The following is a 13,176-nucleotide window of genomic DNA, read 5'->3' on the forward strand; positions in this document are numbered from 1 at the left end:
CCGCCCCTTCAAGTATCCGACGAGGACACCGCATGTCCGGCACCTGGATCACAACCCGGGCGTGGCTACTCATGCTGCCGCTCCTCATTGTCATGGTGGCCGTCATCGGCTGGCCGCTGGCCGACACCGTGCATCTCTCCTTCACCGATGCGAAGCTGGTGGGCACATCCGGCAGCTATGTCGGCTTCGACAACTACGCCCGCCTCATCTCCGGCAATGCCTTCGGTCGCACGTTGTTCACCACGACCTTCTTTGCCGTGGTGGTGGTGACGACGGAGATGCTTCTCGGCGTACTTGCCGCGCTGTTGCTGAACCAGCAGTTTTACGGCCGTACGCTGCTGCGCGCCCTGCTGATCCTGCCCTGGGCGCTGCCGACGGTCGTCAACGCCACCCTGTGGCGGCTCATCTACAATCCCGAATACGGTGCCCTCAACGCGGCGCTCACCCAGCTCGGCATTCTCTCCGACTATCGCTCCTGGCTCGGCGAACCCGGCACCGCCCTGACGGCGCTGATCGTCGCCGACTGCTGGAAGAACTTCCCGCTTGTTGCGATGATTGCGCTCGCAGCCTTGCAGGCGGTGCCGCGCGACGTCATCGCCGCGTCCTTTGTCGACGGCGCCAGCGCTTTCGCCCGTTTCCGCTTCGTGACGCTGCCCTATCTCGCGGGACCGCTGATGGTGGCGCTGGTGCTCCGCACCATCGAAGCCTTCAAGGTGTTCGACATCATCTGGGTCATGACGCGCGGCGGGCCGGCCAACTCGACACGCACCATGTCGATCCTCGTCTACCAGGAAGCCTTCTCCTTCCAGCGAGCCGGCTCGGGCGCCTCGCTTGCCCTGATCGTCACGCTGATCATCACGGTGCTCGCCATCGCCTACGGCACCGCCGTGAAGAAGGTCGCGGGGAGCACTGCCTGATGGAACGCCAGAACCCCTTCTTCCGCCTGTTCCTGCACGTGGCGGCGCTTATCCTTTCCGCCGTCATTCTGGCGCCGCTGCTCTGGCTGTTCGTGATGAGCATCTCACCGGCCGCCGACCTCGCCGCCAAACCGCTCAAGTGGTGGCCGGAAACCATGGACTTCTCGCGCTACGCCACGCTCCTCTCCACCGTGGAGAACAGCGCGGGCGCCGCCTTCATGGCCAGCCTCCGCAATTCGCTGATGGTCGCCAGCATGGCAACCGTGGCAGCCGTGACGCTGGCCGTGCCGGCCGGTTGGGCCGTGTCGCGCACGCCGTCCGTCGGCTGGTCGCTGTCGCTGGTCATCGCCACCTACATGTTGCCGCCGGTGGCGCTGGCCGTGCCGCTCTACATGGCGCTCGCGAACTTCGGCCTGCTCAACAACGTGTTCGGGCTGGCTCTCGTCTATCTCACCATTCTCGCCCCCTTCACCACATGGCTGATGAAGTCCGGCTTCGACGGAATTCCGCGCGAGATCGAGCAGGCGGCGGTGATCGACGGCGCCAGCCTCTGGCAAACGCTGCGCATCATCACCCTGCCGCTCGCCCTGCCGGTGGTGGCGACCTCGGCCCTGTTCGCCTTCCTGCTCGGCTGGGACGAGTTCTTCTATGCCCTGCTGTTCACCTCCGACCAGCGGGCCAAGACGCTCACCGTCGCCATTGCCGATCTGGCCGGCGGCCGCGTTTCCGACTACGGCCTGATCGCCACGGCCGGCGTGCTAGCCGCGCTGCCGCCGATGCTGGTCGGCATCGTCATGCAGCGGGCGCTGATCTCCGGCCTGACCTCCGGCGGCGTCAAAGGCTGAACCGAAAGGACTACGACATGACCGCTCCCCGCTCCGAAAGTCTCCTCGCCATCGATCGCGAAATGGCGCGCCAGCACGCCGACGCCCTCGCCTCCTTCGAGCAGAACCGCGAGGTGGCCGCCCGCGCCGCCGCGTCCCTGAAAAGAACCGGGCGCCTGCTCATGCTCGGCATGGGCGGCTCGCACGCCGTCGCCCGCGCCGTCGAACCCTACTACCGCGCCCTCGGCATCGACGCGGTATCGCTGCCGGTATCCGAACAGCTCGCCTCACCCCTGCCGCTCCACGGCCGTACCATCTTCGTTACCTCGCAGTCGGGCGAGAGCGCAGAGGTCGTTCGCTGGTTCAAGGAAACCGGAGGCAGCGCCGACACCTACGCACTGACGCTCGAAGGCGGCTCCTTCCTTGGCAAGGCCGCCCCGGCGCTCGTCGCCGCCGGCGGATCGGAGTTGGCCTTTGCCGCGACGCGCAGCCTGACGCTGACCTTCGCGCTGCATCTCGCCGTTCTCGCCGCGCTCGGCGCCGATGCGGCGCCGGCCCTCGCCGTGCTGAAGGCGCCGGAGACGCCCGACGTCTCCGCCGCACTTGCCGCCCTCAAGAACGTCCGCAACGTGGTCACCTCCGGCCGGAGCCTGCAGGGTGTCGCCGAGGCCATCGCCTTGGGCTTCACCGAGCTGTCGCGCCGCCCCTGCTTCTCGCATGAGGGCGGCCAGCTCCGCCACGGACCGATGGAGATGCTGTCGCCGGAGATCGGCGCCGTGCTGTTCCGTGCCAAGGATCCGACGTCGCCGCTGATGGCCGGCATGGCCGGCGAAATCCTCGCCGCCGGAACGCCGGTCGTCATCTTCGACGCCTCGGGCGAGGCGCCGGTGCCCGGTGCAGTCACCGTTGCCGTCAAACCGGCCGCCGGCATGGCTGCCGCGTTCGCATTGTTGCCGGCCGCCCAGACGCTGATGGTCGCCTTCGCTGCCGAGCGCGTCGAGAATGCCGGCACCCCCGTCCGCTCGAACAAGATCACCCGGAGCGAATAAGTGAAGCCGATCGCCGTCATCGGAAACGTCAACGTCGACCTGATCCTCGGCCCGGCAGCGCCCTGGCCCCAGCCGGGAACCGAGATCATCGTCGACCACGACGAACTGCGCGTCGGCGGCTGCGCCGGCAATTCGGCGCTGACGCTGAAGGCGCTTGGCGTTCCGTTCGCCTTGGCCGCCAGCATCGGCAGCGACCGTTTCGGCGCATGGCTGGCCGAGGAGTTCGGTGAACAGTCAAAACGCTGGCGGATGCACCCGGAGAACACCACCATTTCCGTCGGCATCACCCACCCCGACGGCGAGCGGACCTTCTTCACCACGCTCGGCCACCTGCCGCACTATGGTGCCGCCGACGTGCTGGCCGCTCTCGACGGCGAGGCCCATCGCGACGGCTACGCGCTGTTCGCCGGACCCTTCCTGATGCCGCGTCTGGCCGGCGAGTACGGTCAGCTCTACGATTGGGCCGACCGGTTCGGCATTCGCGTCGCCCTCGACACCGGCTGGCCGCCGGCCGGCTGGAAGCCCGAGGTCGTCGAGGCCGCCAAGGGATGGCTTGCCCGCTCGTCGATCGCCCTCTTCAACGAGGTCGAGACCACCTCGATCACCGGTCGAAGCGACGTGCGCGATGCCGCCCGCGCCATGCTCGACCTGATGCCCGAAGGGGCGATGGCCGTGGTCAAACGCGGCCCGCATGGCGCCCTGGCCGCATCCGGCGCCGGCCTCGTCGAGGTGGCGGCCCCTGCGGTCAAGGTCATCGATACCATCGGAGCGGGCGACGTGTTCAACGCCGGCTTCCTGGCGGCTCTGGCCGCCGGCAAATCGCTCGAAGACAGTCTCGCGGCGGGAACGGCCACCGCCTCGCTCGCCGTATCCACCTATCCGCGTCGCTATGCACCGCCGGAGTCCCGTTCATGAGCGCTCTCGTCGTCGACCACATCCGCAAGTCCTTCGGTGACGTCGAAACGCTGAAAGGCATCGACATCTCGCTCGAAAGCGGCGAGTTCCTGGTGTTGCTCGGGGCGTCCGGCTGCGGCAAGTCAACGCTGCTCAACATCATCGCCGGTCTCGCCGAACCGACCGGCGGCGACATCCGCCTCAATGATCGCTCGCTGATCGGAGTCCATCCGAAGGACCGCGACATCGCCATGGTGTTCCAGTCCTACGCGCTCTATCCGAACCTGTCGGTGCGGCGGAACATCGGCTTCGGCCTCGAAATGCGAAAGGTGCCGGCGGCGGAGCGCGAGAAGGCCGTGCTGGAGGCGGCACGCCTGTTGCAGATCGAGCCCCTTCTCGACCGCCGGCCGAGCCAGCTCTCCGGCGGCCAGCGGCAACGCGTCGCCATCGGCCGGGCGCTGGTACGCCATCCCAAGCTGTTTCTGTTCGACGAGCCGCTCAGCAACCTCGACGCCAAGCTCCGCATGGAAATGCGCACCGAGCTGAAGCGCCTGCACCAGATGATGAAGACCACCGTGGTCTACGTCACCCACGACCAGATCGAGGCGATGACGCTCGCCACCCGCATCGCCGTGATGCGCAACGGCCAGATCGAGCAGCTCGGCACGCCCGAGGAGATCTACAACCGGCCGGCCACCCTCTACGTGGCGACTTTCGTCGGCGCCCCGCCGATGAACCTGCTCGATGTTCTCGCCACCGCCAACGGTCTCCTGATCGCCGGCAGCGACACCGTGATCCCGCTGCCGCCTGCCCTGCTTGCCAGGGTGCCGCAAGACAGGAACATCAAGCTGGGCATCCGACCAGAGAGCTTCCGCGCCGATGCCGAAGGGGGCCTTCCGCTGACGCTCCGCTGCGAAGTGGTGGAACTCACCGGTCCGGAACTGATCCTGTCGGGCAGCATCGGCAGCCAGCGCCTCGTCGCGGCTCTACCGCCGCGCACGCGGGCGACGCCCGGTACCGACGTCTCTCTCGCGCTCGACACGGAGGCGCTGCATCTCTTCGATGCCGAGAGCGGCCGACGCCTCAGCGCGGACTGAGCCGCAGAAGCCGTCCGGGGCTCTCGTCCTCGATCACCCACACGGCGCCATCCGGGGCGACGGCGACGTCACGGATACGCCCCTCCATGGCGAAGCGCTCGTCTTCGTGGGCTGCGTTGCCGGTGATGGTCACCCGCGACAGCGTCTGGGTCTTCAGTCCACCGATCAGTGCCGCCCCCTTCCAGGCGGGGAACAGGTCGCCCTCGTAGAAGGCAAGCCCGGCCGGCGCGATCACCGGCGTCCAGTAAAGAGCTGGCTCCCGAAACTCCGGCCGCGTCGGCGGCCTGGGGATCGGCGTACCGTTGTAGTTGTCGCCGTAAGAGACTTCAGGCCAGCCATAATTGATGCCCGGCTCGATCAGGTTCAGCTCATCGCCGCCCTTCGGTCCCATCTCGTGCAGCCAGAGACGGCCGTCAGGGGCGAACGCCAGACCGTAGGGGTTACGATGACCGGTCGACCACGTCTCGGCGCGGACGCCGCCTGCACTCGCCTCCGGGTTACCCGGCGCGGGCTTGCCGTCGAGCGTCAGGTGCAACACCTTGCCGAGGGCGAGGTCTGGATCTTGCGCCGTCTTCGGGCGCATCCGATCGCCGGAGCTGAGGAACAGCGACTTGCCATCCGGCGCGAAGGCTATGATGCCGCCGGGCTGGCCGCCCTTGCCCTTTGGCATCTGGCGCCAGATCACCTCAAGCCCGTCGAGCCGTGCCTTGCCCTGTTGCTCGGTCAGCGTCGCGCGTGCCAGCGCCAGTGAGCTGCCACCGCCGCCCGGTTCGACATAGGTGAAGTAGATGCGCCGGCTGTCGGAAAAATCAGGCGCCAATGCCACGTCGAGCAAGCCGTTCTGTCCGGCATGTTCGACCTTCGGCAGACCGGATACCTCGACAGGCTCGCCCCCCGCACGGTCGGCCAGGAACATCTTGCCCGGCTTGGTGGTGACGATCAGCCGATCAGCATCGATGACGGCGATCGCCCAGGGCAGATCGAACCGCGCCACCGTCTGCATTTGAAACGGCAGCTGCGCCGTTGCCTTGTTCGGCCCAGCATTCTCTGGCGCGGCATTGGCCACATTCGCTGCCAGCGTGGCGATTGTCGTTGCGGCGAGCAGAGCCGCTCCGAGAGTGGTGCGCATGTCGGCGTCTCCCTGAGTATGTCAGCCACCCCGGCTCCTTCAGGGAGATTTGGGGAATGGCGAGCCATTCTCAAGAGAGCGACGCTAAAGCCAGCCGAGTAATTTCCACCACAGGAAGTCGATCGGCACCAGCACGACCAGAGTGATCAGCGCCAGGGGCACCGTGACCTTGACGAGATGATCGAGCTTCTCGCCGGACAGCTGCATGGCGACCACGAGTGGTCCCACCTGATAGGGGAACAGCACCGTCGAGAAGCCGACTACCTGAGTCATCAGCACGGTCATGACACCATAGCCGGTCAGCGCCGCGAGATCGCCGGCCATTGGCGTCAGCACGGCCGGCGCGCTTGGCACCGTCGTGAACATGCCGGTAAAGAAGGACATGAAGGTCAGCGAGAAGAAGTTGGCAGCGTGGTGCCCCGGGGCAAGCGGCAACACCGACGTCAGGAAGGCGCCGAGCTTGCCGCCGAGGCCGGAGGCGCCAACCACCGCGCCGAGCGCCAACGCGCCGGCCACGAACAGCAGCAGGCCGAAATCGATCGACTGCTTGAATGCCGGCGGGCTGACCACGCCGATGCCGGGCGACAGCAGCAGAACGGCGGCGCCGAGACCGACCCAGGCGGCGTTGATGCCATGCAGGCTGTCGGTCATCCAGAGCACGAGCGTCAACAGCAGGATGGCGATGACCTTGCCCTGCCCGCTCTTGCCGGTTGCCGCGGCCGACGCAGTCGTGCCGAGCGGCTCTCCGACCTTGGCCGGGAACAACGCGAGGACCAGAGCGACGGTGACGGCCGACTTGAGGATACCGAGCACCGGATAGTGCAGGAACAGATAGTCGGTGTATCCGAAGTGGACGCCGAGAATGGTTTCCGCCGAACCGGCCAGCACCATGTTCGGGATGTTGGACGGCAGGATGGCAAAGCTTGGCATGTTGCAGCCGATGGCGAGAATGGCGGCAATGCCGATGCGGCCGTTCGAGCCCTTTGCGAAGCCGCACCGATCGGCCAGCGCCATGCCGATCGGCACCATCACCACCGCGCGCCCGACAGACGACGGCATGAGGAACCCGAGCAGCATCGACGCAACCATCAGCCCCCCGATGAGGCGCGGATAGCTGCGCGTCAGAAGCGGCGCGATGATGCCGGCAAGCCGGCTGTCGAGCCCGGTCGCATTGATGGCCGCGCCGATGACGAAGCCGGAAATGATCAGCCATACCGCCGCCGAAGCGAAGCCCGAGAACACCAGGGGCGCCGGTTGCAGACCGGCGATCAATACCGACGCGAAGAGGAGGAGACTGGCAAAGTAACCCGGCACCAGCGCCGTCGCCCAAAGCCCGAGCGTGACGAGAACGATGGCAAGCGTAAGGCTGCCCGAGCGACCAAACTCCGCCGGCGACAGGAACACGAGAGTGGCGGCGATCAGGATCACAGCGGCGAGGATGAAATGCCGGAGGGTCAACTGGCCGAGCGTGATCATGAGGATATCCTTCGAAGCATATGGTCGAACGGCACCCTATCGGAAACAGGGTATTGGCGTTAAGATGTCATTATGCCAAGAAATGTCGCTGACACGCCATTCTTCGAACCGTCACCGGTCTCCTACATCATCGATCCCGCTCGCCCACTGCTGATCCGCAGCCAGACGCTGATCGCCGGTCGCATCGTGCGGCCGCATGCTCATCCGCGCGGCCAATATGCCTGGGCGAAGAAAGGCGTGCTGCGCATCGTCAGCGATCACTGCGTCTGGATCGTTCCTCCAACACATGCCGTCTGGATACCAGGCGGTACCCGCCATCAGGTGGTGAGCGAGACGCCGGCGGAAGTACGGCATGTCTTCGTCGACCCGTCGCGCGCCGTCCGAACCGGCTCCCAGCGCCCCGACCGCTGCGCCGTGCTCGCTGTGACCCCGCTGATGCGCGAGTTGACGCTGCGGCTGGAAACCCTGCTCGTGGAAGAGCTCGATGAAGCGCGCCGCCTGCGCTTCTGCGACGTGATGATCGACGAGTTGGACCGCCTCGCCGAGGCGCCGCTGAGTCTGCCGGGTGGCCGCGATCCTCGCCTGGTCCGCCTCACGCGCCACCTGGGCGAACACCCCGAAGACAGGCGCCCGCTCGCCGAACTGGCCAGCTTCGTGGGCGCCAGCACGCGAACATTGGAACGCCTGTTCGTCGCCGAAACCGGGCTTACCTACCGCCGCTGGCGGGCGCGGCTTCGGCTGCTTGCCGCCATCGAGCGCCTCGAGCGCGGCGAAAGCGCCACCGAGGTTGCCCTGACGCTCGGCTTTTCGTCGCCAAGCGCCTTCACAGCGAGCTTCCGGGAGGCGTTCGGCGAGCCGCCCCGCACCTTCCTGCAAGGCTAGGCACGGATGGCTCTGGACGCCAGGCTCTCCCCGCTGATACAGCCGTCACAAGGCCATCGTCGGCCGCCGGGAATGCAACCATGGATCTTTTGGTGAAGCTCTACGATGTCGTCGCCGACGCTGACCTCGACAGGCAGCTCATCGACAAGGGTATCGTCATCCGCCGGGCGCTGGCGCCCGAGCTCGACACCATCCGCGCCTGGATCGCATCCCGCTTCAGCGCTGGCTGGGTCAGCGAGGCGCAAGTCGCCTTTTCGCGCGACCCCAACGCCTGCCTGATCGCGGTGCAAGACGGCAAGCTCCTGGGCTTTGCTTGCTACGACGCCATCGCCCTCGGCTTCTTCGGTCCGACCGGCGTCGACGAGGCGGCGCGGGGCCTTGGCATCGGCAAGGCCCTGCTCATCAGGACGCTTCTGGCCATGCGCGAGCGTGGCTACGGCTACGCAGCCATCGGCTGGGCCGGACCGGTGGATTTCTATGCCCGCGCCGTCGGCGCTATCCCGATCACGGGCTCGGACGGCAGCGTCTACAAGGGCATGCTCGCCCCGCTGGTCCACGCGCCGGCCGAATAGATCGTCACAGGCTCGGGCAGAAGCGGGTCAGCTGCTGAAACCGTGACCAATCCTTGCGTGGGGCCGGCGTCCAGCCCGCCTCGGCGACAGCGGCAAGGCGCGGGAACACCAGGTGGTTGAAGTGGGCCCGGCTGTCGATCAGCTCGGTCCAGAGGCAGGCCTGGATGCCCTTGAGGCGCGGCAGCAGATCGGCGGGAATGTCGTTCCCCACCTCATAGGCATAGGCGGCTTCCAGCGAGGTGGCCCCGGCCCAACTCATGCCGATCTCGTCCCAGGCCTGGGAATGGGCGATGTCGAGATAGTAGGCCTCGGCCGGCGCCATGACGATGTCATAGCCCCGTTCGGCAAGGCCGGCCCCGATCGTCGCCTTCTGCCAGACGGTGAGCAGCGTTCCCTCGGTTTCGACGCCGGCGCCGTTACCAACCTCGTTCCAGCCAGCGAGCTGGCGACCGCGCTTCCGAAGCATCGTCTGCACCCGCCGCATGAAGTGCGACTGCAGCGCCTCGGGATCATTGATGCCGAGATCGGCCATCAGCCGGACTGCCAACGGCGAGGATTGCCATGCCCCATGCGGCACCTCGTCACCACCGACATGCAGGTGAGGCGACGGGAACAGGGCCGCGAGATCGTCGACCACGGCCTCGAGCATCGTCCACGTAAGGTCGATCGCCGGGTTGAGGGCGTTGTTGGCAAACCCCTGAACGGATGCATAGGCACCGGCGGGTTCATCGGGGTCGGCGAGCGCCGGCAGCGCAGCGAGCGCGGCGGTGCTGTGGCCGGGAATGTCCACCTCCGGCACGATCTCGATGTTGAGGCGACCGGCGTGGGCCACCAGCGCCCGCACGTCGGCGTGGCTGTAGAAGCCGCCGCTCGCCTCAGGACCGTCGCCGAGCTGCGGTCGCAGCGCCGCCTCCGGTCCCCGCACGGAGCCGACGGACGTCAGCTGCGGATAGCCGCGGATTTCCAGCCGCCAAGCCTCATCGTCGGTCAGGTGCCAGTGGAAGACGTTGAGCCGGAGATAGGCGAGGCAGTCGAGGAAGCGGGCGATATCGCCGACGGGGAAGAAACGGCGTGCGGTATCGAGATGGCAACCGCGCCAGCCGAAGCGTGGGTGGTCGATGATGTGACCATCTGCCGGGAAGCGGAATCCGCCGCCTGCCCGGGCGCCGCGCAAAAGCTGTCCAAGCGCCGTCAGGGCATATTGCCGGCCGGCGGCGTCGGCTGCCGCGACCAGGATATCGTCGGCGCGAAACTCCAGGCGATAGCCTTCCCGTCCGAGCGACGTATCGGTGGCAAAGCGCAGCAGCCGGTCATCCGGCAGAGCCATCAGCGAGAAAGGTGCAGGCTCGATGGGAAACAGGCGGCGGAACAGCGCGGTCACCGTCGACACGGCCGACAGCTCGTCGGCGGTTACGCCCTCGGCTGGCACCAGGTACCCAGGCAAGACGTCCGATGGAGCAATCGCCACTTCGGCCGGCCAGGGCATCAGTGCGAACGGCTGAGCTGCCACGGCTCCGGAGGCGCGTCTCTCTCCGGATGCCTTGCGCCGGAGATCGCCGACGACCACCGCCCGTCGCTCACCGTCGGCCTCTGTCACATAGGCAGAGACGATCCCCTCGCTGCGGTGCTGCGGTTCGCCGGTGATGCCACCGAGCGAGAAGCGCCATGCACCGCCCGGCACGAGGTGGAAGCCATCCGGCGGCGCAACCTCGTGGAAGTAACCCTTTCGATCAATGAGGCGCACATTGTCGGCAAGCGGATCGCGCTCGACAAAGCGCAGCGTGGTGAAGACGAGACGGAATCCGGCGATCGGGTCGTCGCCGGTATTGCGGAGCTCGAAAACCAGACGGCCGGCGGGATCGTCCTCCAATGGTTGCCACAGGCAATCGAGATGAAAGCGGGTTTGATCGGGAACGCCGGGCGCCCGTTGCTGGTCGGTCATCGGAAGTCCTCCCCGCGTCCGAGCCCTGGCCCGCACGCCGCGTCGAAAGTTCGCCGGAGCCAAAGTTGCCCGTACTGTCGACCAAGACGCAAGATCGCAGCGTCTTCAAGGGGATAAAAAGTCGACCAGCCTGGGTGGGCTACGATCCGGACGCGGGAGACGCGGCGGAGCGCCCTTTCCTGTCGAGAAGCAACGAGACGACGAAAACGACCGCGCCGACCAGACCGAGCGCCGCACCAACCCAGCCCGTAGACGCCCAGCCGTAGCCGGCGGCGATCGAGACACCGCCGAGCCAGGCGCCAAGCGCGTTGGCGATGTTGAAGGCGGAGTGGTTGAGCGCAGCGGCCAGGGTCTGCGCGTCCTTGCCCACGTCCATCAAGCGGGTCTGAAGGGTGGGCACCACGGCAAATCCGGTACCGATGAGGAAGACTACGGCCACGGCCGTCACCGGCTGTCGCACCGCCACGGTGAACAGCACGAGGACCAGAACGTTCCAGGCGAGCAGGCCGGCAATCGTCGGCAACAGCGCGCGATCGGCCAGTTTCGGCCCGACGATGTTGCCGGCGATCATGCCGGCTCCGAATACGCTGAGCACGAAGGGCACGGCGCTTTCCGGAATATGCGACACGTTGACCAGCGTCGGGGTAATGTAGCTGAAGACGGCGAACATGCCGCCGAAGCCCGTGGCACCGATGGCCAGCGTCAGCCACACCTGCACCTCGCGCAGCGCGCCCAGTTCCCGCAACGGACTGGCACCGGGTTGCGGCCGATCGCGCGGAACGCAAACGGCGACCAGCGCCACCGTCGTCAGTCCAAGGACACCGACAAAGGCGAAGGCGACGCGCCAGCCAAGCACCTGCCCAGCCCATGTGGCGAGCGGCGTGCCGGCAAGCGTCGCGACCGTCAGTCCGAGCATGACGCGACCGATGGCGCGGGCACGACCATCCGGCGCGGCCATTCCTGCCACCACCAGCGCGGCGACACCAAAGTAAGCGCCATGCGGCAACGCGGTTACAAACCTCAAGGCCACGAGACCGCCGAAGCTCGGCGCCAGTGCGCTGGCGAGATTTCCGAGGGCAAAGATCCCCATCAGGATGAGCAGCAAAACGCGCCGCGACAGCCGGGCGCCGACAACGGCGATCAGCGGCGCGCCGACGACCACGCCGAGCGCATAGGCGCTGATGATCCGACCGGCCGCCGGCACGGTGACCTGCCAGCCGTCCGCGACATCGGGCAGAAAGCCCATGGCGGCGAACTCGCCGGTGCCGATGGCAAAAGCGCCGATGGCCAGTGCGAACTCGGCGATCGTCGCAGCGGAAAACAGGGTGGATTTGGCGGAAGTCTGCATCGGGACCATTCGGGCTGGCGATGTCGCGGGACGTCCCCGGAATCGATCTGGAGCGCGCCAAACTAGGTTTGATTTCAGCGCCGATAAACCTATGATCTCGGAAGGACCTTTCGGAAAAACCGGAAATAGAGATGCGGACAGATCTGGAGATGGCAGCGCTGGCCGCCATCGTACGACATGGCAGCCTGTCGGCTGCGGCGCGGCACCTCGGGCTGGCGGTATCCGTGGTCTCGGACCGGCTGACCAGCCTTGAAAACCGGCTCGGCGCACGGCTGATCGCCCGAACCACGCGACGCCAATCGCTGACCGAAGCCGGCCGGCTGTATCTTGGGGAAATGCAGCCGATCCTCGCCGCCATCGACGCCCTCGAAACGCGCGTTCGCGACCTGTCGTCCGTTCCGAAAGGAACGCTGCGGATATCTGCGCCCTTCCCGATTGGCCGACGCTGGATCGCCCCCTTCGTCGGCGAATTCGTCGCCCGTTACCCGGACATTCGCCTCCAGTTGGCGCTTGAAGACCGTTATGTCGACATCGTCGGAGAGGGCTTCGACATCGCCATTCGGGGCGGCCCTGCCGTGGAATCGGAGTTCACCGGCCGCCTGCTCTGCTCCACGCGCCGCGTCACCGTCGCAAGTCCCGACTATCTCGAAACGCACGGCGCCCCGGAAACCCCTGAGGATCTGGCGGCGCATGCCTGTCTGGTGTTCAACGGCGGCGGCCATTTCCACGCGGATTGGCGGTTCGGGCGCGGTGACGACAGCCGGGTCGTTCGCGTGTCGGCGCGTCTGGCGACCACCAGCTCCGAATTGCCGGTCACGTGGGCCGTTGCTGGGCTCGGGTTGACGCAGAAATCCCACTGGGAGGTCCGGGACCATCTCGACGAGGGGCGCCTCGTCACCGTGCTCGACGCCTTCGAGCCGGATCCCGCCTCCTTCTACGCCATCCATCCGGTCAGCCGGGCGCAGTCCCGCCTCCTCTCCCTGTTCGTCGGAGAGCTGGCCGCCTTCCTGAAGCTGCATTTTGCCTCCTGAGACGCAGCGAGGCTC

The 13,176-nt window shown here is 66.9% G+C and carries 12 protein-coding genes; 8 read left to right on the forward strand and 4 right to left on the reverse strand.

Annotated elements, in window-relative coordinates:
* The first annotated feature begins 32 nt into the window (after positions 1–32).
* From QQZ18_RS02590 to QQZ18_RS02610, 5 genes are read left to right on the forward strand one after another with little or no spacing between them, the layout of a single operon-like run.
* Positions 33–917 carry a carbohydrate ABC transporter permease gene (locus QQZ18_RS02590; RefSeq protein ID WP_284537700.1) on the forward strand — a complete coding sequence of 295 codons (885 nt, stop codon included), beginning with the start codon at positions 33–35 and terminating at the stop codon, positions 915–917.
* Entirely contained in the window at positions 917–1,762 is an 846-nt protein-coding gene (locus QQZ18_RS02595; protein ID WP_284537701.1) for a carbohydrate ABC transporter permease, read from the forward strand. Before QQZ18_RS02590 ends, QQZ18_RS02595 begins: the two co-directional genes overlap by 1 nt.
* Positions 1,763–1,779: 17 nt before the next feature.
* Positions 1,780–2,790, forward strand: coding sequence for an SIS domain-containing protein (locus tag QQZ18_RS02600; protein WP_284537702.1), 1,011 nt, complete (start codon positions 1,780–1,782; stop codon positions 2,788–2,790).
* Positions 2,791–3,705, forward strand: coding sequence for a carbohydrate kinase family protein (locus tag QQZ18_RS02605; protein WP_284537703.1), 915 nt, complete (start codon positions 2,791–2,793; stop codon positions 3,703–3,705).
* Entirely contained in the window at positions 3,702–4,781 is a 1,080-nt protein-coding gene (locus QQZ18_RS02610) for an ABC transporter ATP-binding protein (protein ID WP_284537704.1), read from the forward strand. The genes QQZ18_RS02605 and QQZ18_RS02610 overlap by 4 nt, the downstream gene beginning before the upstream one ends.
* Here the strand turns inward: QQZ18_RS02610 and QQZ18_RS02615 are convergent.
* Both QQZ18_RS02615 and QQZ18_RS02620 read right to left on the reverse strand, forming a co-directional pair.
* Entirely contained in the window at positions 4,768–5,910 is a 1,143-nt protein-coding gene (locus tag QQZ18_RS02615) for a PQQ-dependent sugar dehydrogenase (protein ID WP_284537705.1), read from the reverse strand. The genes QQZ18_RS02610 and QQZ18_RS02615 overlap by 14 nt on opposite strands.
* A gap of 84 nt (positions 5,911–5,994) precedes the next feature.
* Entirely contained in the window at positions 5,995–7,386 is a 1,392-nt protein-coding gene (locus QQZ18_RS02620) for an SLC13 family permease (protein ID WP_284537706.1), read from the reverse strand.
* A 72-nt stretch (positions 7,387–7,458) separates the two neighbouring features.
* Here QQZ18_RS02620 and QQZ18_RS02625 point away from each other — a divergent pair, with 72 nt between their 5' ends.
* On the forward strand, positions 7,459–8,268 hold the full coding sequence (locus QQZ18_RS02625) for an AraC family transcriptional regulator (RefSeq protein ID WP_284537707.1): 810 nt from the start codon (positions 7,459–7,461) through the stop codon (positions 8,266–8,268).
* Between the two features lie 80 nt (positions 8,269–8,348).
* Positions 8,349–8,840 carry a GNAT family N-acetyltransferase gene (locus tag QQZ18_RS02630; protein ID WP_284537708.1) on the forward strand — a complete coding sequence of 164 codons (492 nt, stop codon included), beginning with the start codon at positions 8,349–8,351 and terminating at the stop codon, positions 8,838–8,840.
* Between the two features lie 4 nt (positions 8,841–8,844).
* Here QQZ18_RS02630 and QQZ18_RS02635 read toward each other — a convergent pair whose 3' ends face one another.
* Both QQZ18_RS02635 and QQZ18_RS02640 read right to left on the reverse strand, forming a co-directional pair.
* Entirely contained in the window at positions 8,845–10,782 is a 1,938-nt protein-coding gene (locus tag QQZ18_RS02635; protein WP_284537709.1) for a beta-N-acetylhexosaminidase, read from the reverse strand.
* A 139-nt stretch (positions 10,783–10,921) separates the two neighbouring features.
* On the reverse strand, positions 10,922–12,130 hold the full coding sequence (locus QQZ18_RS02640; RefSeq protein WP_284537710.1) for an MFS transporter: 1,209 nt from the start codon (positions 12,128–12,130) through the stop codon (positions 10,922–10,924).
* Between the two features lie 131 nt (positions 12,131–12,261).
* Here QQZ18_RS02640 and QQZ18_RS02645 point away from each other — a divergent pair, with 131 nt between their 5' ends.
* Positions 12,262–13,161 carry a LysR family transcriptional regulator gene (locus QQZ18_RS02645; RefSeq protein ID WP_284537711.1) on the forward strand — a complete coding sequence of 300 codons (900 nt, stop codon included), beginning with the start codon at positions 12,262–12,264 and terminating at the stop codon, positions 13,159–13,161.
* Positions 13,162–13,176 lie beyond the last annotated feature (15 nt).

It is taken from the genome of Pleomorphomonas sp. T1.2MG-36 (assembly GCF_950100655.1).
Taxonomy (GTDB): domain Bacteria; phylum Pseudomonadota; class Alphaproteobacteria; order Rhizobiales; family Pleomorphomonadaceae; genus Pleomorphomonas.

Coding starts and splice junctions, on each gene's coding strand:
- QQZ18_RS02600 (WP_284537702.1), top strand. CDS start 1,780: ATGACCGCTCCCCGCTCCGAAAGTCTCCTCGCCATCGATCGCGAAATG.
- QQZ18_RS02625 (WP_284537707.1), top strand. CDS start 7,459: ATGCCAAGAAATGTCGCTGACACGCCATTCTTCGAACCGTCACCGGTC.
- QQZ18_RS02590 (WP_284537700.1), top strand. CDS start 33: ATGTCCGGCACCTGGATCACAACCCGGGCGTGGCTACTCATGCTGCCG.
- QQZ18_RS02640 (WP_284537710.1), bottom strand. CDS start 12,130: ATGCAGACTTCCGCCAAATCCACCCTGTTTTCCGCTGCGACGATCGCC.
- QQZ18_RS02595 (WP_284537701.1), top strand. CDS start 917: ATGGAACGCCAGAACCCCTTCTTCCGCCTGTTCCTGCACGTGGCGGCG.
- QQZ18_RS02620 (WP_284537706.1), bottom strand. CDS start 7,386: ATGATCACGCTCGGCCAGTTGACCCTCCGGCATTTCATCCTCGCCGCT.
- QQZ18_RS02645 (WP_284537711.1), top strand. CDS start 12,262: ATGCGGACAGATCTGGAGATGGCAGCGCTGGCCGCCATCGTACGACAT.
- QQZ18_RS02610 (WP_284537704.1), top strand. CDS start 3,702: ATGAGCGCTCTCGTCGTCGACCACATCCGCAAGTCCTTCGGTGACGTC.
- QQZ18_RS02615 (WP_284537705.1), bottom strand. CDS start 5,910: ATGCGCACCACTCTCGGAGCGGCTCTGCTCGCCGCAACGACAATCGCC.
- QQZ18_RS02635 (WP_284537709.1), bottom strand. CDS start 10,782: ATGACCGACCAGCAACGGGCGCCCGGCGTTCCCGATCAAACCCGCTTT.
- QQZ18_RS02630 (WP_284537708.1), top strand. CDS start 8,349: ATGGATCTTTTGGTGAAGCTCTACGATGTCGTCGCCGACGCTGACCTC.